Source organism: Kutzneria sp. NPDC051319 (assembly GCF_040682195.1).
GTDB lineage: Bacteria > Actinomycetota > Actinomycetes > Mycobacteriales > Pseudonocardiaceae > Kutzneria.
The window spans coordinates 1-17981 of record NZ_JBFBAM010000002.1 but is presented as its reverse complement, the minus strand read 5'-3'; the positions used below and the strand labels follow the sequence as shown (position 1 = coordinate 17981).

Annotated in this window: 20 protein-coding genes; 9 read left to right on the top strand and 11 right to left on the bottom strand. The window is 70.5% G+C overall.

The genetic code is table 11. The features are described from left to right. Positions 1-28: 28 nt before the first annotated feature. The 6 genes from AB0M73_RS02085 to AB0M73_RS02060 form a co-directional block, all read right to left on the bottom strand. Positions 29-1012, bottom strand: coding sequence for an ABC transporter substrate-binding protein (locus tag AB0M73_RS02085; RefSeq protein ID WP_363885737.1), 984 nt, complete (start codon positions 1010-1012; stop codon positions 29-31). Further along, entirely contained in the window at positions 1009-2325 is a 1317-nt protein-coding gene (locus AB0M73_RS02080) for an LLM class flavin-dependent oxidoreductase (RefSeq protein WP_363885735.1), read from the bottom strand. Before AB0M73_RS02080 ends, AB0M73_RS02085 begins: the two co-directional genes overlap by 4 nt. A 59-nt stretch (positions 2326-2384) precedes the next feature. Beyond that, a complete protein-coding gene (locus AB0M73_RS02075) occupies positions 2385-3494 on the bottom strand; it encodes an ROK family transcriptional regulator (RefSeq protein WP_363885733.1) in 1110 nt (369 codons plus the stop codon). Between the two features lie 145 nt (positions 3495-3639). Continuing rightward, positions 3640-4680 carry an LLM class flavin-dependent oxidoreductase gene (locus AB0M73_RS02070; protein ID WP_363885731.1) on the bottom strand — a complete coding sequence of 347 codons (1041 nt, stop codon included), beginning with the start codon at positions 4678-4680 and terminating at the stop codon, positions 3640-3642. After that, positions 4680-5189 (bottom strand): SRPBCC family protein, encoded by a 510-nt coding sequence (locus AB0M73_RS02065; protein WP_363885729.1) that lies wholly within the window; start codon positions 5187-5189, stop codon positions 4680-4682. Before AB0M73_RS02065 ends, AB0M73_RS02070 begins: the two co-directional genes overlap by 1 nt. Positions 5190-5221: 32 nt before the next feature. After that, positions 5222-5731 (bottom strand): helix-turn-helix domain-containing protein, encoded by a 510-nt coding sequence (locus AB0M73_RS02060; protein WP_363885728.1) that lies wholly within the window; start codon positions 5729-5731, stop codon positions 5222-5224. Between the two features lie 166 nt (positions 5732-5897). On the opposite strand from AB0M73_RS02060, the gene AB0M73_RS02055 reads away from it, so the two are divergent. Genes AB0M73_RS02055 through AB0M73_RS02035 form a run of 5 tightly spaced genes read left to right on the top strand, consistent with a single transcriptional unit; the run spans position 5898 to position 9966 of the window. Beyond that, complete coding sequence (locus AB0M73_RS02055) at positions 5898-7019, top strand: glycosyltransferase (RefSeq protein ID WP_363885727.1); 1122 nt, start codon at positions 5898-5900, stop codon at positions 7017-7019. Continuing rightward, positions 7016-7621: a TetR/AcrR family transcriptional regulator gene (locus AB0M73_RS02050; protein WP_363885726.1), complete on the top strand. Its 606-nt coding sequence runs from the start codon at positions 7016-7018 to the stop codon at positions 7619-7621. The genes AB0M73_RS02055 and AB0M73_RS02050 overlap by 4 nt, the downstream gene beginning before the upstream one ends. Before the next feature lie 5 nt (positions 7622-7626). Then, positions 7627-8271, top strand: a complete 645-nt coding sequence (locus AB0M73_RS02045) for a helix-turn-helix transcriptional regulator (RefSeq protein ID WP_363885724.1) — start codon at positions 7627-7629, stop codon at positions 8269-8271. A 20-nt stretch (positions 8272-8291) separates the two neighbouring features. Next, positions 8292-9335, top strand: coding sequence for a cytochrome P450 (locus tag AB0M73_RS02040; protein WP_363885722.1), 1044 nt, complete (start codon positions 8292-8294; stop codon positions 9333-9335). Positions 9336-9345: 10 nt separating this feature from the next. After that, positions 9346-9966 carry an L-threonylcarbamoyladenylate synthase gene (locus AB0M73_RS02035; protein WP_043717109.1) on the top strand — a complete coding sequence of 207 codons (621 nt, stop codon included), beginning with the start codon at positions 9346-9348 and terminating at the stop codon, positions 9964-9966. On the opposite strand, the gene AB0M73_RS02030 is transcribed toward AB0M73_RS02035, so the two are convergent. Then, positions 9933-10820, bottom strand: a complete 888-nt coding sequence (locus AB0M73_RS02030; protein WP_363885720.1) for a LysR substrate-binding domain-containing protein — start codon at positions 10818-10820, stop codon at positions 9933-9935. The genes AB0M73_RS02035 and AB0M73_RS02030 overlap by 34 nt on opposite strands. An 83-nt stretch (positions 10821-10903) precedes the next feature. On the opposite strand from AB0M73_RS02030, the gene AB0M73_RS02025 reads away from it, so the two are divergent. Both AB0M73_RS02025 and AB0M73_RS02020 read left to right on the top strand, forming a co-directional pair. Next, positions 10904-11923, top strand: coding sequence for a pyridoxal-phosphate dependent enzyme (locus AB0M73_RS02025; RefSeq protein WP_363885719.1), 1020 nt, complete (start codon positions 10904-10906; stop codon positions 11921-11923). Continuing rightward, positions 11920-13020, top strand: coding sequence for a M20/M25/M40 family metallo-hydrolase (locus tag AB0M73_RS02020; protein WP_363885718.1), 1101 nt, complete (start codon positions 11920-11922; stop codon positions 13018-13020). The genes AB0M73_RS02025 and AB0M73_RS02020 overlap by 4 nt, the downstream gene beginning before the upstream one ends. Before the next feature lie 4 nt (positions 13021-13024). Here the strand turns inward: AB0M73_RS02020 and AB0M73_RS02015 are convergent, their stop codons facing one another. Further along, complete coding sequence (locus AB0M73_RS02015; protein WP_363885716.1) at positions 13025-13585, bottom strand: ester cyclase; 561 nt, start codon at positions 13583-13585, stop codon at positions 13025-13027. Between the two features lie 89 nt (positions 13586-13674). Between AB0M73_RS02015 and AB0M73_RS02010 the strand changes: the two genes are divergently transcribed. Further along, entirely contained in the window at positions 13675-14283 is a 609-nt protein-coding gene (locus AB0M73_RS02010) for a helix-turn-helix domain-containing protein (protein WP_363885714.1), read from the top strand. A gap of 50 nt (positions 14284-14333) precedes the next feature. Here the strand turns inward: AB0M73_RS02010 and AB0M73_RS02005 are convergent, their stop codons facing one another. The 3 genes from AB0M73_RS02005 to AB0M73_RS01995 are packed head-to-tail and all read right to left on the bottom strand — an operon-like array spanning position 14334 to position 16548. After that, the gene (locus AB0M73_RS02005; RefSeq protein WP_363885712.1) at positions 14334-14894 is read right to left on the bottom strand and encodes a TetR/AcrR family transcriptional regulator; all 561 of its coding nucleotides are present in this window, start codon (positions 14892-14894) and stop codon (positions 14334-14336) included. Continuing rightward, positions 14891-15718, bottom strand: a complete 828-nt coding sequence (locus tag AB0M73_RS02000; protein WP_363885710.1) for an aldo/keto reductase — start codon at positions 15716-15718, stop codon at positions 14891-14893. The genes AB0M73_RS02005 and AB0M73_RS02000 overlap by 4 nt, the downstream gene beginning before the upstream one ends. Then, positions 15718-16548 carry an oxidoreductase gene (locus AB0M73_RS01995; RefSeq protein WP_363885708.1) on the bottom strand — a complete coding sequence of 277 codons (831 nt, stop codon included), beginning with the start codon at positions 16546-16548 and terminating at the stop codon, positions 15718-15720. The genes AB0M73_RS02000 and AB0M73_RS01995 overlap by 1 nt, the downstream gene beginning before the upstream one ends. 74 nt (positions 16549-16622) lie before the next feature. Between AB0M73_RS01995 and trpC the strand changes: the two genes are divergently transcribed. Continuing rightward, the gene (gene trpC, locus AB0M73_RS01990) at positions 16623-17402 is read left to right on the top strand and encodes an indole-3-glycerol phosphate synthase TrpC (protein WP_363885706.1); all 780 of its coding nucleotides are present in this window, start codon (positions 16623-16625) and stop codon (positions 17400-17402) included. Positions 17403-17981: the final 579 nt, after the last annotated feature.

The following is a 17981-nucleotide window of genomic DNA, read 5'->3' as shown; positions in this document are numbered from 1 at the left end:
ACTGCTCCCATGCCTTCGCTCCCACCGATCACGGTCCCACCCCGTTGAACTCGTTGGTGTACAAGGAGGTGATGTCGACCTTCCTGTTGGCCAGCTCGCCGCGACCGGCCAGCCAGTCCACCCACATGGACAACTCGTGCTCGGACACCCGGCCGCCCTTCTCAGCCACGCCCCACGACTTCCAGTACTTCAGCGCGGAGGTGTCCTCGTTGCGCCTGCGCTTCCGCACGATCTGCGTCATCCGGTCCACCACCTGGGCCGACGGCGTGCTGCGGCTCCACTCGATGGCCTTGCCGACGCCGGTGACGAAGGCCCGCGCGGTGTCGGGGTTCTGCTTGAGGAACTTGTCGGTGAACACGTAGGCGCCGGCGGTGAACGGACCCAGCAGCTCGAAGTCGGTGAACAACTTGCGGATGCCGCCGGTCTGCAAGGCCTTGTCCCGCAGGATGCCGCCCAGCACGGCGACGTCGATCTGCCCCTGCCGCAACGACTGCTCGGTGTTGATCGGCGGCACCACCAGCGGCTCGGCCTTCTTCGGGTCCGCGCCGGCCCGTTGTAGGTAGATGTCCAGCATGGCCTCGCTGTGCGCGCCGAGCGTGTTCATGCCGACCTTCTTGCCGGCGAGGTCGGCCGCCGACCGGATCGGGCTGTTCTCCTTGACGTAGAAACCGTTGTAGGCATACTGGTCCGAGCCGTAGTAGCCGATCACGGCCTTGATCGGCGCGCCGGCCGCGGCCAGCTTGACCACGGCCCCGTTGAACGCGCCGCCGAAGTCGGTCTGGCCGGTGGCCGCGGACTGGATGTCCTGCGGACCGCTGATCGTGTTGCCGACCCAGTCCAGCGTCACGTCGCCGAGATAGCCCAGGTCCGCGGCGAGCTCGGGCAGCGTGACCGCGCCGGCGCTGCCCTGGTAGCGCAGGGTCTTCGTGCCGCGGCCGCTCCCGCTGGCGGTGCCGCAGGCCGTGCTGACCGCGGCGGCGGCGGCCAGCGCGAGAAAGGCTCTTCGCTTCATGAGGAAATCCGCTCGAATCGACTGGCCGGCCGGCCGAGACCGTAGTGGCCGCGCAATGTGTCCGCCTCGTAACCGGTGCGGAACACACCGCGCCGACGCAGTTCCGGAATGACGTGGTCGACGAATTCCTCCAGCCCGGACGGCAGCAGCGGCGCCATCACGTTGAATCCGTCGGCCGCGCCGCCGGAGAACCAGCGTTGAATATGGTCGGCGATCTGCACGGGCGTGCCGGCGATCACCTGGTGCCCACGGCCGCCGCCCAGCCGGCCGATGAGCTGCCGCAGGGTCAACTTGTCCCGCTCGGCCAGGTCGCGGACCAGCTCGAACCGGCTCTTCGCGCCATTGATGCGCGTGACCGGGGGAAACGGCGGCAGCGTCGCGTCGAGCGGATGGTCGTTGAGGTCGACGCCGATCAGCTCGGACAGCTGCTTCACCGCGCGCACCGGCACGATCAACTCGTCCAGCTCGTCGGACAGTCGCCGCGCCTCGGCCTCGGTCGACCCCAGCACCGGCACGATGCCGGGCAGCACCTTGAGCTCGTCGGGCAGCCGGCCGTGAGCGCCCAGCCGTGACTTGAGGTCGCGATAAAAAGCCTGCCCCTCCTCGAACGTCTGCTGCGCGGTGAACACCGCCTCCGCGTGCCGGGCGGCGAACGCCTTGCCGTCCTCCGACGAGCCGGCCTGCACCAGCAGCGGCCGTCCCTGCGGGCTGCGCACCGCGTTCAGCGGACCCCTGACCTGGTAGAACCGGCCACGGTGGTTGATCTCGTGCACCTTGTCCGGGTCGGCGAACACCCCGCTGCCGGTGTCCACCACCAGCGCGTCGTCCTCCCAGCTGTCCCACAGCGCGGTGACCACGTCCAGGAACTCGTCGGCCCGCTCGTAGCGCTCGGCGTGGTCGGCGACGCCGTCCCGGTTGAAGTTCTGCGCGGCCCGGTCACCGGCCGAGGTGACGATGTTCCACCCGGCCCGGCCGCCGCTGATGTGGTCCAGCGAGGAGAACAGGCGGGCCAGGTTGTACGGCTCGGTGTAGCTGGTCGAGGCCGTGGCGATCAGGCCGACGTGCTCGGTCACCGCAGCCATGGCCGTGAGCAGGGTGAGCGGCTCGAACTTGCCGGCGGCGGTGTGCTTGACGTCGCCCCAGATCTGCACGCCGTCGGCCAGGAACACGGAGTCGAAGGCGCCCCTTTCGGCGATTCGGGCCAGGTTCTGAAAATGTCGCACGTCATTCACGAGCGACGGATCCGTTCTCGGGTGCCGCCAGGCGGCTTCGTGGTGTCCTACGCCCATCAGAAATGCGTTGAGGTGCAACATGGCAGCAATCATGTGAACCGCGCGCCGGCACGGTCAACATTGCGTCAGCTGAAAATAAGTCAGCCCACTGCGTGGGACAACGGATCCGCGTAGAGCACGCCCAGCGCGACCGCGCCGCCGGCCATGGCCAGCACGGTGTCGGCGGTGAAGCTGCTGGGCAGCACGGTGTGCTCCGGCGCCGCGCACAGCCGCGACCGGGTCGCGATCTCCTCGCGCAGCGCCTCCAGGCACTCCGGGAAGGTGATCACGCCGAGCTCCGTGACCACCAGAACCTCCGGGTTGACCACGTCGTACAGCAGCGCGGCGGCCCGGCCGACGGTCCGCGCCCGTGCCACGAAAGGCGCCGGATCCCGAGGCCCGGCAAGGAGTTCCGGCATCGTCACGCCGGCGACGCGCCGGGCCCAGGCGTCGTCGGACATGGTCGCCTCGAAGCAGCCGCGGTGGCCGAGCCGGCACTGGACGGCCGAGTCGCCCAGTGGCAGATGGGCCACGTCGCCCGCGGCCGATCGGGGGCCGCGGTGGGTCGAGCCGCCGGTGACGATCGCCGCGTCGACCACGTTGCCCACGAACAGATGCAGCACCGACTGACTGGCCCGCACCTGGCCGAACAGTTGTTCCGCCTGCACCAGCGCGCGGGCATGGCTGTCGGCGTGGACGGGCCGGCCGGTCGCGGCGGCCAGGATTTCCCGTACCGCAACGTTATGCCAGCCCAGCGACGTGTGCTCGACGATCACGCCGTTGTCCGTGTCCACCCAGCCGCCGGCCGCCACCCCGATGGCCAACGGCTGCCGGCCGGCGAGAAACCCCGGCAACGCCTGGATGATCGTGCCGAGAACCTGGTCAGGCTCCGGGTCGGCGTGTGGGATGCGTTGCTGGGCAAGGATGTTGCCGCGCAGGTCGAGCAGCGACAGTGTGCAGTGGGCGTGCGCGATGTGCACGCCGCACACAGTGTGGCGAACGGTGTCGATGTCCACCGGCACGTGCGGGCGGCCCATTCCGTTGCGGGACACCGGCTCTGCGGTCTCCGTCAACAGACCGCGGTCGGCCAGGCTCCCGCAGTGGCGGGAAACTCCGGCCGGGCTCAGGCCGGTCAGCCGGGCAATCGTGCTACGCGCGACCGGCCCGTGCCGGAGCACGGCGCGCAGCACGGTGGCGGGAGCACCGAACATGCCCCGATCGTCACACCCCCGCCCCCAGCTGCCAACCCCGTACCAAGCCTTGGGAACCCCCGCGAGTCCCGCTGAGCGTCATACCGAATGCGTGAAACGGATTCATGCAGTTCGGTGTGACTGTGGGCGGGACTCGCGGGGTTCGTCAGGTCAGGGCGCTGACCATGGCCAGGGCCCGGCCCAGGTTTTCCAGCTTGGCGTCCACGGTCTCGCCGGCGGGGTACATGCGCACCAGGTCAACGCCCGCGTCCCGCCACACCCGCAAACGCTCCCGCACCATTGACTCGGTGCCGATCAACGTCGTCGCCAGCACCATGTCGTCGGTGACGAGCGCGGCGGCGCCGTCCCGATCGCCGGCCTGCCACCGTTCCCGCACCTCGGCGGCGACCTCCGCCCAACCCTGCCGGCTGTAGGCGTCGTTGTAGAAGTTGACGCTGGCCGAACCCATGCCGCCCAGGCTGAACGCCAGCTCCTTCTTGCGGCCGGCGACCATGTCCCGCAGCGCTTCCTCGTCCGCCGCGAACGCCACCTCGGCGCCCTGGCAGACGTCGAGATCACGCCGGGTGCGCCCGGACCTGGCCAAGCCGGCGTCGAGATGCGTGAAGTACGCGGCCGAGCCCTCCGGCACGAAACTGGTGCCCAGCCAGCCGTCGGCGATCTCGCCGGTCAGCTCCAGCATCTTCGGCGACAGCGTGGCCAGGTAGATCGGGATGTCCGGATTCGGCGCCATGGACAGCCGCATCGGCCGGATGCCCTCGCCGGGCAGCGGCACGGTGAAGTGCTTGCCGGCAAAGGAGATCTTCTCGCCGGCGAAGGCCTCGCGGATGATCTGCACCGTCTCCCGCATGCGACTCAGTGGCCGGTCGAACGACACGCCGTGCAGCCCCTGCATCACCTGCGGCCCGGAAGCGCCCAGCCCCAAGGCGAACCGGCCGTCCGACAGCTGCGCCAACGTCAACGCCGCCTGGGCGATGGCCACCGGGGTTCGGGTGCCGAGCTGGATGATGCCGGAGCCAAGCCGAATCCGGTCTGTGCGGGCGGCGAGGAAGCCCAGCACGGACGGCGCGTCCGAGCCCCAGGCCTCCGCGACCCAACACGTGTCCAGGCCGAGCTTTTCCGCCTCCAGCACGAAATCCAGGGTGCCGGACCAGTCGCTGGACGCCTCGATCGTCGTCGCGGTGCGCATCACGGGCTCTCCACCCGCTGCTTGATCTGGGCCAGGGTGCCGGTGATGGCGTTCTCGAACTCCCGCAGCCGGACGAAGACGATCTTCTGTTCCTTGTCCGGCATCCGGTCGATCGCCCGCGACAGGCCGGAACGCGCCGGGCCCAGCTGCATCCACTGGGTCAGCTCGGTGCCGCCGTCGCGCGGCTCCAGCGTGAACCGCCACAACGAGGTCGGGTTCTCCGGATCCTGCACCGCCCAGCCGAACACGCGCGGCGGCTCGAACTCGACGATCTGCGAGGTCGTTGCCCACTCCCCCAGCGCCTCGTGCTTGCTCGCGCCGACGAACCGCGCCCCCAGCGCCGGCCCGGCCACGTCGTCACACCAGGTGACCTTCTGCAGCTCGTCGCTCATCTCCGGCATCAGCGTGACGTCGGCGACGACCGCCCACACGCGTTCGGGCGGGCCGTCGATCCAGGTCCGCACCTGCACCGTCGGCTTGTCGGCGTACCTGGCTCCGGTCCACTCCATGAACGGATGGTCTCTTAGATAGACTCAGCATGTCAACGGTCGTCTTGGGCGGCAAATCTGGCCGCGACGTCGGGTCGGGTTGCCAGCTTCGGCGGGTAGCCGGGGCCCATCCGATGCCGCACGTCGGCGGCGGTCAGCGGCTCCTTGCAGTGCGCGCACACCACTTCGGCGTGGGTGTCGTGGCCGCAGGAGTCGTGATGCAGCGTGATCGGCGGCCCGGCCTCGTCGGCCAGCCAGCGGTCGCCCCACGTCATCATCGCGGCCAGCACCTGCCAGAAGTCGCGGCCCTTCTCGGTCAGCACGTAGTCGTGTCGCACGGGTTCGGTCTGGTACGGCACCTTCTCCAGCAGGCCTTCGTCGACCAGCCGCCGGAGCCGGTCGACGAGCGTGTTGCGGGCGATGCCCAGCGCCTGCTGGAACTCGTCGAAGCGGCGGATGCCGTAGAACGACTCGCGCAGGACCAGCGGCGTCCACCAGTCCCCGAGCAGGTCCATGGTGCGGGCGACCGAGCACGGCCAGTGCGCGAACGAGGTCCGTCTCATGGCCCCATGCTAGTAGGTCCACCAACAAGACTCAGCAGCTAAATCCGCGAGTCCCGCTCTCCGGCATACCGAAATACGGTTTTCGGCAGCGGTTGTTCGGGCAAGGGTGGCCGCCCGGCCGTCACTGAGCGCCGAATCTATTCATCAGATGTGTATTCTAATTAATATGCGAGTTCTACTGTCGAGCATTCCTCAACACGGCCACCTGTTCCCCCTGCTGCCGCTGGCCCGGGCGTTGCGGGCGCAGGGCGACGAGCTGGCGTTCGTGACGGCCGCGGGTGTCGCGCGGGTGCTGAACCTGGAGAACATCCCGCTGTACGCGGCCGGGCCGATGCCCGACGTGCTCGGCGAGGAGACGACCCGTCGCACCGGAGACAACCCCTTCGTGCACCCGACACCCCAGGCCGCCGGGGCGTTCTTCGTCGACGTCCGCGTCGACATGGGCGGCGACGAGGCGCTGGCGGCGGGGGCGGCGTTCCGGCCGGATCTGGTGCTCCGCGAGCGGTTCGACTACCTCGGCCCGCTGGTGGCGGCCGACCGCGGCGTGCCGATGGCCACGCTGGCGTTGGGCCCGGCGGCGCCGCCGATGCTCCTGGACTTCCTCGACGACCGGGCCCGGGCCGCCCACGCGGCGCGGGAGCTCCCGATGCCGGCGGACACCTGGTTCCTCGACACCTGCCCGCCCGCGTTGCAGTCGGAAGGCTGGCAACACCCGGAGGGATGGCGGGCGCTGCGGCCGGAGGCGCACCGCGGCGGCAGCACGGCGACGCCGCCGAACACCTCGCCGCGGCCGCGCGTGCTGGTGACCTTCGGAACCTGGTACAACAAGCCGGAAACGCTGGCCCCGCTGCTCCGGGAACTGTCGACGATGGACGTCGACATTGTGGCGACGCTGGGCCTGGCCACGGATGCGTCGCAGTACGACGTCGACCCGAGCCGCGTGACCTTCGTCCCGTTCACCGCGCTGGACTCCCTGCTGGAGGGCGTCGAACTGGTGCTCACCCACGGCGGCGCCGGCACGATGCTGGGCTCGATGTCCCGTGGCGTCCCCATGGTCGTCGTGCCGGCCGGGGCCGACAACTTCATGAACGCGGCGCAGGTCGCGGCGGCCGGGGCCGGCATCGCGCTGCAGCCGGACGAGGCGACGCCGTCGGCGGTGGCGGACGCGGTGCGTACAGTGTTGGACGAGTTCCGCTACCGCGAGGCCGCCGCCTCGATCGCCAAGGAGATCGCCGCCATGCCCACGCCCGCCGAGATCGCCGCGGAGCTGAGGTCGGCCGTCAAGTGACCGGTGGCCGTCCCTACCACTCCCCCCGCCGCGCGCAGGAGGCCGCCGAGACCCGGCGGGACATCGTGCGCGCGGCGGCGGAGTTGTTCGCCACCAACGGATACGCCCGCGTCACGGTGTCGGACATCGCCCGGGCGGCCGGCGTCGCACAGCAGACGGTGTACTCCAGCGCCGGCAGCAAGTCCGACATCCTCGACGAGGTGCTGGCCGAGGCGATCCGCAATTCCGGCGGCGACGCGAACCTGGCCGAGATCCGGCTCACCGAGGACCTGCCGACGGCGTTGACCCTGCTGGCCCACGGCACCCGGCTGGGCAACGAGTCGCAGGAACAGGCCGTGGACATCATCTTCGGCGCGATGCCGGTGCACGAGAACGCCGCCCAGCTCTGGGCCTTCGCCACCGGCCAGTACCGGGAGACGCTGGGACAGATCGCAGAACACCTGCGGGACAAGGGATTGGTCGAGGACGCCGAGCGCACCACGGCGGTGCTGTGGTTCTATTTCGGCCTGCACTCGTGGCGCTCGCTGGTCCGTGACAACGGCTGGACCTGGGACGACGCCGAAAACTGGCTGGCCCGGCAGGCCCTGGCCGCCCTAGGCTGACTGCCGTGTCGGCTCTGATCGAGGGACGCTGGATCGACTCGGCGGTCCTCCCGCTGCCCTATCCAGCCGTCGACCTGCTGGTATTCGCCGACGGCACGCTGTGGCTGGCCGGCCCCGAGGTGTGTGTGCGGACGGGTCCGCTGCCGCCGGGCGGCCTGTTCGGTCTGCGCCTGCGGCCGGGCGCCTGCCTGTCGCTCGGCGTCGCCGCCGACGAGGTTCCCTTGGGCGGCATGCCTTTCGGCCGGGTCGAGCCGGGATCTCTCCGGTCGCGGATGGCGTCGGCGGTGAAGTTTCTGGACGGTTTTTCCCTCCGTGACAACGATTTTGCCATGCAGCAAGCGGTGCGTGCGCTCCAGGGCGATCCGGCAGCGCGGGTCAGCGACCTCGCCGCGGCGGTCGGCCTGTCGGAACGGCAGCTGCGGCGGCGCTTCTCCCTCGCCGTCGGCTTGCGCCCCAAGGCTTACGGGCGAGTCGTCCGGCTGCACGCCGCCCTTCGGCTGGCCCGGTTGGCGGAACGGCCGTCGTGGGCGGATATCGCGCAACAGTGCGGTTTCTACGACCAGCCGCATCTGATCGCCGAGTTCCGTGCCGCAACGGGCCAGTCACCCAAGGCGCTGCACGGCCGTTTTCTCCAATCCTCGCCGGCCTGAACCGCGCCAGACTTCGCGACATGAACGTAGGCAGCCATGCCCTCGTGGATGAGGTGCTCACCACGCACGACGTGTTCTCGTCCGACGAGATCCGTTACAGCGCAAGCGAAGTCCCGCACCGCGACAATCCCGTGCTGCACAGCATGTCGGCCATGGACCCGCCGCGCCATCACGAGTTGCGACGACTGGTCAGCCGCGCCTTCACGCCACGCACTGTGGACGCCCTGACCCCGTCCATCGAAGCCCGCGCCGCCCGCCTGCTCGACGAGCTGACGCCGGCGTCCGACTTCATCACCGGGTTCGCCCATCCGCTGCCGATCGCCACGCTGGCCGCCCTCCTCGGCGTGCCCGCCGACCGTGAGGCGGATTTCGTGCGCTGGACCGACGCGATCACCACGTTCTTCGGCCAACCCGAGGCCCGGCCGGCCTTCGAGTCGGCGGCCTCGGAGCTTCGCGACTACCTGCGCACGGTTCCGGCGTCCGCTGGTGGCATCGTCGCCGAGCTCAGGCAAAGCGGTCTCACCGCCGACGAGATCGTCAACCTCGCCTCGTTGCTGCTGATCAACGGCCATGAGACGACGAAGACGCTGCTGGTCAACACGGTGCTGAGCGTGGCCGACCACGTCCCGACGCTGCGGGCCGACCCCGATCTCGTGCCGTCGGCGATCGAGGAAGTGCTCCGCCTGCGGCCGCCCGCCGGCGGCACCGACCGCTTCGCCACGCGCGCCGGCACCCTCGGCGGCGAGGCCTTCGCCGCCGGGCAACGGATCATCGTCTCCCTGGCCGCCGCCAACCGCGATCCCGCCGTCTTCGACCGGCCGAACGCCTTCGACGTGCGGCGATCCCCCAACCCACACCTGTCCTTCGGCCACGGCATCCACTTCTGCCTCGGCGCTCACCTGGCCCGCCGCCAGGCCGTGGTCGCGCTTCGGGCCCTGCTCGCCCGGATTCCCGGCCCCTGGACGGTCGAAGGCCTGGTCACGCGGGACAGTCCCGTCGGGACGGACGTGCTCGCGCTGCGTCTGGTGTGGTCCGCTGAGCGGGACCGGCCGGGGCGCACCTAGGATCAAGGGCATGGCCAGGTACTTCGACGTGCATCCGGCGAACCCGCAGAAGCGGTCCATCGGCCAGGTGATCGACATCCTGCACGAGGACGGGCTGATCGCCTACCCCACGGACTCGTGCTTCGCGCTGGGCTGCCAGCTCGGCAACCGCGAGGGCCTCGACCGGATCCGCTCGATCCGCCACCTCGACGACCGGCACCACTTCACGCTCGTCTGCCGCGACTTCGCCCAGCTCGGGCAGCTCGTGATCGTGGACAACGCGGTGTTCCGGGCGATCAAGGCGAGCACCCCCGGCAGCTACACGTTCATCCTGCCGGCCACCAAGGAGGTGCCGCGGCGGCTCATGCACCCCAAGAAGAAGACCGTCGGCGTGCGCATCCCCGAGCACGTCGTCACCCAGACGCTGCTGGCCGAGCTGGGCGAGCCGCTGGTCTCCAGCACGCTGCTGCTGCCCGACCAGGAGGAGCCCATGACCCAGGGCTGGGAGATCAAGGAGCTGCTCGACCACGTGCTCGACGCCGTGATCGACTCCGGCGACTGCGGCACCGAGCCGACCACGGTCATCGACTTCTCCGACGGCACCCCGGAGATCGTCCGCTACGGCGCGGGCGACCCCACCCGCTTCGAGTAGACGGCCTTCAGCGCCGCCCGGACCGCCACCACGCCGGGGCGCTGGTGCGCGCCTTCGCGGGCGCACGTGTAGATGTGGCGGTGGCCGAGCTCCGGCGCCTCGGGCGGCGTGTGCGGCCAGACCAGATCGGGCAGGATCGCCACGGCGTGGCCGGTTTCCACCAGCCGGATGTGGGTGACGATGTCGGTGGAGTCGAAGGCGACGTCGGGTTCGAAGCCGGCCGCGCGGCACAGCACCCGGGCCCAGCGGCCGCTTTCGGTGTCGGCCGGTTCGAGGATCCAGCGCTGGTCGGACAGTTGGCTCAGGGAACGGCCGGCCAGGGCGGGCGGCAGGGCCAGGCGCATCGGGTCGGGGCCGACGTCCACACGGTCGAGGCCAGGCCGCAGCAGCAGGGGGTAGCCGGGGTACTCCTCGGCCAGCACCAGGTCGCAGGCCCCGGCGGTGAGCAGGGACAGGGCCCGTTCGGGCTCCTTTTGGACGGCATCAAGTCGCAGCTTGGGTGCGTCTCGTGCCAGCAGATCCAGCAGTGGTGGCATCAGTGTGAGCATCGCCGTCTGGAAGGCGGCGATGCGGATGACACCGGTCGGCGCGGTCAGCGAGGCCTCGATCTCGGCCTCGGCCTGCTCCAGGCGGTTGAGGACCGCCTCGGCGTGCCGGACCAGGATCAGCGCCTGTGGGGTGAGCCGGACGCCGCGGCCGACGCGTTCGAGCAACGGGGCGCCGGCTTCCTTCTCCAGCAGGGAAAGCTGCTGTGACACCGCCGAGCTGCTGTAGCCCAGGGCAGCGGCCACGGCGGCGAGGGTTCCGCGGGTGTGCAGCTCCTTGAGCAGGCGCAGCCGGTGCAGGTCGAGCATGCGGACAATAGTAAGAGAAAGTGGACTGTATAGGCCACGAAAGATCGCTTTTCCTTCACGGTCACGGGCCGCAGACTGGGGACATGACCGTCTACCGACGCCCGGAAGCCCGGTTCTGGCGCTGCCCGGCCCCGCCGACCGGCCCCCAGGCCTTCCACCGCGGCCTGCCGGGCTACCAGCCGACGCCGCTGGTCGACGTGCCGAAGCTGGCCGCGGAGCTGGGCGTCGGCCGGGTGCTGGTGAAGGACGAGTCGTCGCGGCTCGGGCTGCCGGCGTTCAAGGTGCTCGGCGCGTCCTGGGGCATCCGGCAGGCCCTGGTCGACCCCGACGGCCCGCAGACCCTGGACGGGCTGCGGGCTCACGTTTCTGGCCGGGGGATCCGGCTGACGACCGCGACCGACGGCAATCACGGCCGTGCGGTGGCGCATTTCGCCGGCCTGCTGGGGATTTCCGCCACGGTGTTCGTGCCGGCGGCCGCCGGGCAGCCCGCCGTCGACGCGATCGCCGGCGAGGGCGCCCAGGTCGTGCGCGTCGACGGCTCGTACGACGAGGCCTGCCGGCTCGCTTCGGCCGCCGACGGAATCCTGGTGCAGGACACGGCTTGGGACGGCTACGAGGAGATTCCGGCCGCCATCGTCGACGGGTATTCCACGCTGTTCCGGGAGATCGACGTCTCCCCCTCGCTCGTCGTGGTGCCCATGGGCGTCGGATCCCTGGCCCAGGCGGCGGTCCGGCACTATCGGAGCACGCCCGGAGCCGTCTCGCTGCTCGGTGTCGAACCGACTCACGCGCCCTGTGTTCTGTCCAGTTTGGACGCCGGCCGGCTCGTCTCCATCGGCACCTCCGCCACCGTGATGGCCGGGCTGAACTGCGGAACCGCCTCCAGCACAGCGTTTCCCGATCTGCTTGCCGGTCTCGATTCCGCCGTCGCGGTGCCGGACGAAGACGCCGCGCAGGCCGTCACCGACCTCAAGGCCCTCGGCGTCAACGCCGGCCCCTGCGGCGCCGCCACCTTGGCCGGCGTCCGCGCCGCCCGGCCCGTCCTGGACATCCCGTCCGACGGGACCATCGTGTTGATCAGCACGGAAGGACGTCACGAATGACCGTCGACGAGCTGCTGAAGCGCTTGGTGGACATCGATTCCGTCAACCCGTCCCTGGTTCCCGGCGCCGCCGGCGAGCGGGAGATCGCCGACTTCGTCGCCTCCTGGGCGCGGGAGGCGGGTCTGGCGGTCGAGGTGCTGGAGGCAACTCCGGGCCGCCCCAGCGTGATCGTCCGCACCACACGTGGCGGCCCCGGCCGGCGGCTCATGCTCTGCGGGCACCTGGACACTGTTGGTTTCGGCGACTCTTTGACGTCCTATGTGGACGGCGATCGCCTCTACGGCCGTGGCGCGTACGACATGAAGGCCGGTCTCGCCACCGCGCTCATCGCCTGCCGTGACGCCAATATGGACTCCCTGGCCGGCGAGGTCGCCGTCGCCTGCGTCGCCGACGAGGAGTACGCCAGCCTCGGCGTGCAGGAGGTGCTGACCGTGCTCAGCGCCGACGCCGCCATCGTGTGCGAGCCCACCGAGTCCACCGTCGCCGTGGCGCACAAGGGTTTCGTCTGGACCGAGATCGAGGTCGTCGGCCAGGCCGCCCATGGCTCACGCCCCCACCTCAGCGTCGACGCCATCATGCGCACCGGCCCCGTGCTCGTCGCCCTCGACCGTTTGAACGCCGCCCTCCGCGGCCGTGAGCACCCCCGACTCGGCCCCGGCACCCTGCACGCCTCCCTGATCTCCGGCGGCCGCGAGGAATCCACCGTGCCCGACCGTTGCGTGCTCACCATCGAGCGCCGCACCCTCCCCGGCGAGACCGTGGCCGACGTCGAGCGTGACGTCACCGAGCTGTTGGCCTCCTGCCAGGCCTCCGATCCCTCCCTGACCGCGAAGTCCCGCACCACCATGTCCCGCGAGCCCTTCGAGACCGCCGACGACAGCGCGGTCGTCTCCGTCCTGGCCGAGGTCAGCGGGGCCGAGATCACCGGCGTCAGCTACTGGGCCGATTCCGCCTTCATCTCCGCCGCCGGCATCCCCACCGTCCTGTTCGGACCATCCGGCGACGGCGCCCACGCCGCCGTCGAGTGGGTCAGCATCTCCGACACCATCCGCTGCGCCGCGACCCTCACCGCCACGGCACTGCGCTTCTGCCGCTGAGGCTTCAGGCGCGGGCGGTCGACAGCTGCGCGGCGGCGTCGGCCGCCTTCTGGGCCGTGGCGGCAGCCTCGCGGTTCGCGCGGCCGGTCAGCTTCCAGCCCACCATGCGCAGGCCTACCGCCGGCGAGGGCGGGAAAACACCGAGCTGGCCCAGCATCATGATGTCGTCACGGACCGCCTCGTGCCGGATCACCTTGCCGTCACGGACATCGAGCACGTGGATCTGCTCGAAATCGATCTCCTGGCCGGTCGGCGGGACGATCTGGTCGAGCTTGCCTTCGCGGTAGCGGACGAACGCGCCGGTGTGGCGGCCCTGCATGCGCAGCCGGACCCAGACCTGGTCGTCGTTGACCGCCGTGCCCAGCACCGGGAAGCGCAGCTCGCTGAACGCCGACCGCATCCACGCGCTGGAGGCCAGCACCCCCGCCGGCCCCGGGATCGAGCAGGCCGCCGGCGCCACGTCCGCCTCCCGGTTCCGGAAGTCGCCCCCGATCACCTCGGCGGCCAGCCCCGCGTCGCCCGTCTCCAGGATCCGGAAGACCCCCAGCGCCAAGTCGATATCCATGGTTCACGCACCCCTTCACCCCCATCGAATGATTTGAGGTTACACTCGACCTATCGAATAGGCCAAAAGTGAAGTCATGGGGGGACTCTGTGCCGGAGAAGCGGAACTACGTGTCGCCGCTGCGGGAGCAGGCGGCGGCGAGGACGCGGGAGCTGATCCTCGTGGAGGCGACGCAGCTGTTCGCGGAGCGGGGCTACGGGCGGGTGACCGTGGCGGACATCGCCGCGGCGGCCGGAGTGTCGTCAAAAACGATCTTCGCCAGCGTGGGGAGCAAGGCGGACATCCTCGACAAGATCGTGGACGAAGGGGTCGCGGCGTCGGGGTATGAGCAGGCAATGCGGGACATCGTGGCACTGGACGCACCGAAGGCGGTCCTCGCGGCGCTGGCCAGGGGCACGCGGGCGGGCAACGAGGGCCAGTTCACCATCCACGAAGCCATCCGCAAGGCGCTGCCGGCCCACGACGCGGCGGAACAGCTCTGGGACCGGGCGATGAACGCCTACCGAGAGGCGCTCAACGCCACGGCCCGGCACCTGCACACCCTGACGGAGAAGCCGCAGACGCCGGAAGAAGAGACGGCGGGGCTGCTGTGGCTGTGGTTCGGGCCCAACAGCTGGCGCACGCTGGTCGTGGACAACGGCTGGACCTGGGACCGGGCCGAGCAGACCCTGGCCCGCATCGCGCACGCGGCCCTGTGAACTGCCGGAAACCGTATTTCGGTGTGACGCTGAGCGGGACTCGCGGGGGGTCAGGCCAGCAGGCCGGTGAGGGCGGCGGAGGCCAGGGCGTCGGCGTCGGGTGGGGACAGGGGGGCGTGGCCGCTGAGGAGGCGGAAGATCAAGGGGCCGAAGAGGAGGTCGATGGCCGTGTCGACGGACACCGAGGCCTTGACCTCGCCCCGTGACACCGCCCGGTCCCACAGCACAGCCACGGCCTGCCGCCGGCCGTCGAGGAAGAACTCCCGGAAGAACGGGGCGGCCTCGGGGTCGGCGACAGTGGCGGCGAGCAGCTGGGCGAACACCAGTCCGTGACGCCCGGCGTAGAAGGCGCTGACGCGGCGGACCTGCTCGGACAGGTCGTCACGGGCGTTTCCGGTGTCGGGCAAGGGAATCGCGTCGGCCATCCGGCGGCCGAAGGCCTCGGCGGCGACGGCGGTGCGGTTGGGCCAGTGCTTGTAGATCGTCGCCTTGGACACGCCCGAACGAGAGCTGATGGCGTCCACGGTGGCCGCCGGCAGCCCGCCCTCGTCCAACAGTGCGATAGTGGCCGCGAGCACGTCGTTGTGCGCGCGGACACTACGCGGATTCACGCGGCAACCGCCGCGAACTCCTCGTCCGTCAAGGAGATCCGGCCGGCGGCCATGTTCTCCTCCAGGTGCGCCACCTTGGACGTGCCGGGAATCGGCAGCATCACCGGCGACCGCCGCAGCAGCCAGGCCAGCGCGAGCTGCGAAGGCGTGGCGCCGTGCGCCTCGGCCGCCTCGGAAAGCGGGCTGCCCGGCCCGGCGAGATCGCCGGTGGCCAGCGGGAAGTACGGAATGAAGCCGATTCCGTTGGCCTCCGCGTACTCCAGCACGTCCTCGCTGGCCCGGTGCACCAGGTTGTACGAGTTCTGCACCGTTGCAATGGGAGTGATCTCCCGCGCCTGCGCGAGCTGAGCAACACTCACCTCGGACAGCCCGATGTGCCGGACCTTTCCCTCCTGCTGCAACGCGACCAGCTCGCCGACCTGGTCGGCCAGCGGCACGGTCGAGTCGATCCGGTGCAGCTGCAACAGGTCGATGCGCTCGACGCCGAGGTTGCGCAGGTTCAGCTCCGTCTGCTGCCGCAGGTACTCCGGCCGCCCCACGACCGTCCACATCCCGGGGCCGCCGCGGGTGAAGCCGACCTTGGTGGCGATCACCAGATTCGACGGATACGGGTGCAGCGCCTCGCGGATGAGCCGGTCGGCCACGTACGGCCCGTACGAGTCGGCGGTGTCGATCAGGGTCACGCCGAGCTCGACCGCCCGCCGCAGCACCCGCCGCGCCTCGTCGGGATCCGCCGGCTCGCCCCAGACGCCGGGGCCGGTGAGCTGCATCGCGCCGTAGCCGAGGCGGTCCACCGCCAGGTCGCCGCCGATCAGAAACGTCATCACTGCTCCTCGTATGCGGTGGAAACGGCCAGGTCACGCCACTGCGCGAGTTCGTCGGCGACCTGCGCCAGCTTCGCCTCGACGCGGGCGACGCTGTCGGCCCCGAGCTGCACGCGCAGCGGCGGCTTCTCGGCGGTCGCGACGGTGATGATCGCAGCCGCCGCCTTGGCCGGATCACCCTGCTGCCGTTGGTTGAACTCGGCCGGGCGGCCACGGGTCTGCCCGGCGGTGTCCGCGTAGTCCTCGATGACCGCGCCCGCGGTGTGCAGCGAGCTGTCGTCGAGAAAGTCTGTGCGGAACATGCCGGGTTCGACGATGGTCACGTCGATGCCCAGCGGCGCCAGCTCGATGCGCAGCGCCTCGCTCAGCCCTTCGACCGCGAACTTGGTCGAGTTGTAGATGCCCCAGCCCTGACTGCTGGCGAAGCCGCCGATCGAGCTGATGTTGATCACCCGACCGGCGCGCTGCCGGCGCAGCACCGGCAGCACCGCGCGGGTCACAGCCAGCAGCCCGAACACGTTGGTGTCGTACACGGCCCGCACCTCGGCGTCGGATGCCTCCTCGACCGCGCCGAGCAGCCCGCGGCCGGCGTTGTTGACCAGCACGTCGATGCCGCCGAACCGGTCGACGGCCGCGTCGACCACACGCTGTGCCGCTGCCTCATCGGTCACGTCCAGCGGCAGCGCGAGCAGCCGGTCGGACGTCAGCGCGGCCGCGATCTCCTCGGGCCGTCGCGCCGTCGCCACCACGTTGTCGCCCTGCTCCAGGGCCTGCCGGGCGATCTCGAAGCCGAAGCCCCGGGACGCCCCGGTGACGAACCAGGTCCTCACGCCGCCTCCTAAACTAAACTGTACGTTTAGTTTACTTACGAGCCTGCGTGAGAGTCAACCGATAGGCTCGGCGCATGACGACGGTGCTGGACGGAATCGTGGACGGCGTGCTGGAGGACCTGGCTCAGCGGCAGCGCGAGCTGCCCCTGGCCGAGCTGAAGGCCCGAGTCGCAGACGCCCCGCCGGCCCTCGACCCGCTGCCCGGCTTCCGCGCCGACGGCGTGTCGATCATCGCCGAGGTCAAGCGCCGCAGCCCCAGCAAGGGCGCGCTGGCCGACATCCCCGACCCCGCCAAGCTGGCCGCCGAGTACGCCGCCGGCGGCGCCGCCGCGATCAGCGTGCTCACCGAGCAGCGCCGCTTCGGCGGCTCCCTGGCCGACCTCGACGCCGTCCGGGCCGAGGTGTCGGTTCCCGTGCTGCGCAAGGACTTCATCGTCACCGAGTACCAGCTGTGGGAAGCCCGGGCGCACGGCGCCGACCTCGCCCTGCTGATGGTCGTCTCCCTCGACGGCGCCCTGCTCGGCGACCTCTACGGCCTGGCCCGCGAACTCGGCCTCACCCCGCTGGTCGAGACCCACAACGAGACCGAGATCGCCCGCGCCGCCGAGATCGGCGCCTCGGTCATCGGCGTCAACGCCCGTGACCTGACCACCCTCCAGGTCGACAACTCCGTCTTCGCCAAGCTCTCCCCCCTGATCCCCGCCGGCGCCGTCCGCGTAGCCGAATCCGGCGTCGCCGGCCCCGACGACGTCGCCGCCTACCGCCACCAGGGCGCCGACGTAGTGCTGGTCGGCGAGGCCCTGGTCAAGTCCGGCGACCCCCGCGAGTCCATCACCAAGTTCCGGAGTGTCTGAGACTGTGACATTGGCGCCGCCTTCGGCGTCGCGGCTCGGCCCCTTTTAAGCCCCTGCCTCGCCCTTGCTGGATTTTTCGAGCCCCGCATCGGCATGGTGGTGGGGCGAGTTGGGTGGCGGACCTCGAAAAATCCAGCAACCGGGCGAGGCAGGGGCGGGGCCGAGCGCTCTCCGGGGTTGGAGGGTCAGCCCTGGGTTGGATTCGCGCGGTCTGATCATCGCGGCTAGAACGGCCAAGCCGGTGCTGATCAAGAAGGCGTAGGGGTACGGCCAGGTGGGATGATCGCGCCGAGGTTGAACCCCGTGGTGCCCAAGGTGCCGACGATCCGAGGCGTCGACCGTCTATGAGGGAAACCGGACCAGGCGGGTAACGCAGAGAGTGCGAGGCCCCGCCGGTGCTTCGCCCGGTTGCCGGATTTCGACCGCCGCCACCCAACGCGCCCACCCGCCCAAGCCGGCGCGGCGGGCGAAATCCGGCAAGGGCGAGGCACCGGCTACCCGGGGGCCGAGCCCCGCGCGGAACGCGCGGCATAGGCACAGCACCGGCTACCCGGGGGCCGAGCCCCGCGCGGAACGCGC

Bases quoted from the DNA above. Each gene is read 5' to 3' on its own strand.
- AB0M73_RS02085 (WP_363885737.1), bottom strand. From the start codon at position 1,012: ATGAAGCGAAGAGCCTTTCTCGCGCTGGCCGCCGCCGCCGCGGTCAGC.
- AB0M73_RS02080 (WP_363885735.1), bottom strand. From the start codon at position 2,325: ATGTTGCACCTCAACGCATTTCTGATGGGCGTAGGACACCACGAAGCC.
- AB0M73_RS02075 (WP_363885733.1), bottom strand. From the start codon at position 3,494: ATGTTCGGTGCTCCCGCCACCGTGCTGCGCGCCGTGCTCCGGCACGGG.
- AB0M73_RS02070 (WP_363885731.1), bottom strand. From the start codon at position 4,680: ATGCGCACCGCGACGACGATCGAGGCGTCCAGCGACTGGTCCGGCACC.
- AB0M73_RS02065 (WP_363885729.1), bottom strand. From the start codon at position 5,189: ATGGAGTGGACCGGAGCCAGGTACGCCGACAAGCCGACGGTGCAGGTG.
- AB0M73_RS02060 (WP_363885728.1), bottom strand. From the start codon at position 5,731: ATGAGACGGACCTCGTTCGCGCACTGGCCGTGCTCGGTCGCCCGCACC.
- AB0M73_RS02055 (WP_363885727.1), top strand. From the start codon at position 5,898: ATGCGAGTTCTACTGTCGAGCATTCCTCAACACGGCCACCTGTTCCCC.
- AB0M73_RS02040 (WP_363885722.1), top strand. From the start codon at position 8,292: ATGAACGTAGGCAGCCATGCCCTCGTGGATGAGGTGCTCACCACGCAC.
- AB0M73_RS02035 (WP_043717109.1), top strand. From the start codon at position 9,346: ATGGCCAGGTACTTCGACGTGCATCCGGCGAACCCGCAGAAGCGGTCC.
- AB0M73_RS02030 (WP_363885720.1), bottom strand. From the start codon at position 10,820: ATGCTCGACCTGCACCGGCTGCGCCTGCTCAAGGAGCTGCACACCCGC.
- AB0M73_RS02025 (WP_363885719.1), top strand. From the start codon at position 10,904: ATGACCGTCTACCGACGCCCGGAAGCCCGGTTCTGGCGCTGCCCGGCC.
- AB0M73_RS02020 (WP_363885718.1), top strand. From the start codon at position 11,920: ATGACCGTCGACGAGCTGCTGAAGCGCTTGGTGGACATCGATTCCGTC.
- AB0M73_RS02015 (WP_363885716.1), bottom strand. From the start codon at position 13,585: ATGGATATCGACTTGGCGCTGGGGGTCTTCCGGATCCTGGAGACGGGC.
- AB0M73_RS02000 (WP_363885710.1), bottom strand. From the start codon at position 15,718: ATGACGTTTCTGATCGGCGGCGACCTGGCGGTGGACCGCCTCGGCTAC.
- trpC (WP_363885706.1), top strand. From the start codon at position 16,623: ATGACGACGGTGCTGGACGGAATCGTGGACGGCGTGCTGGAGGACCTG.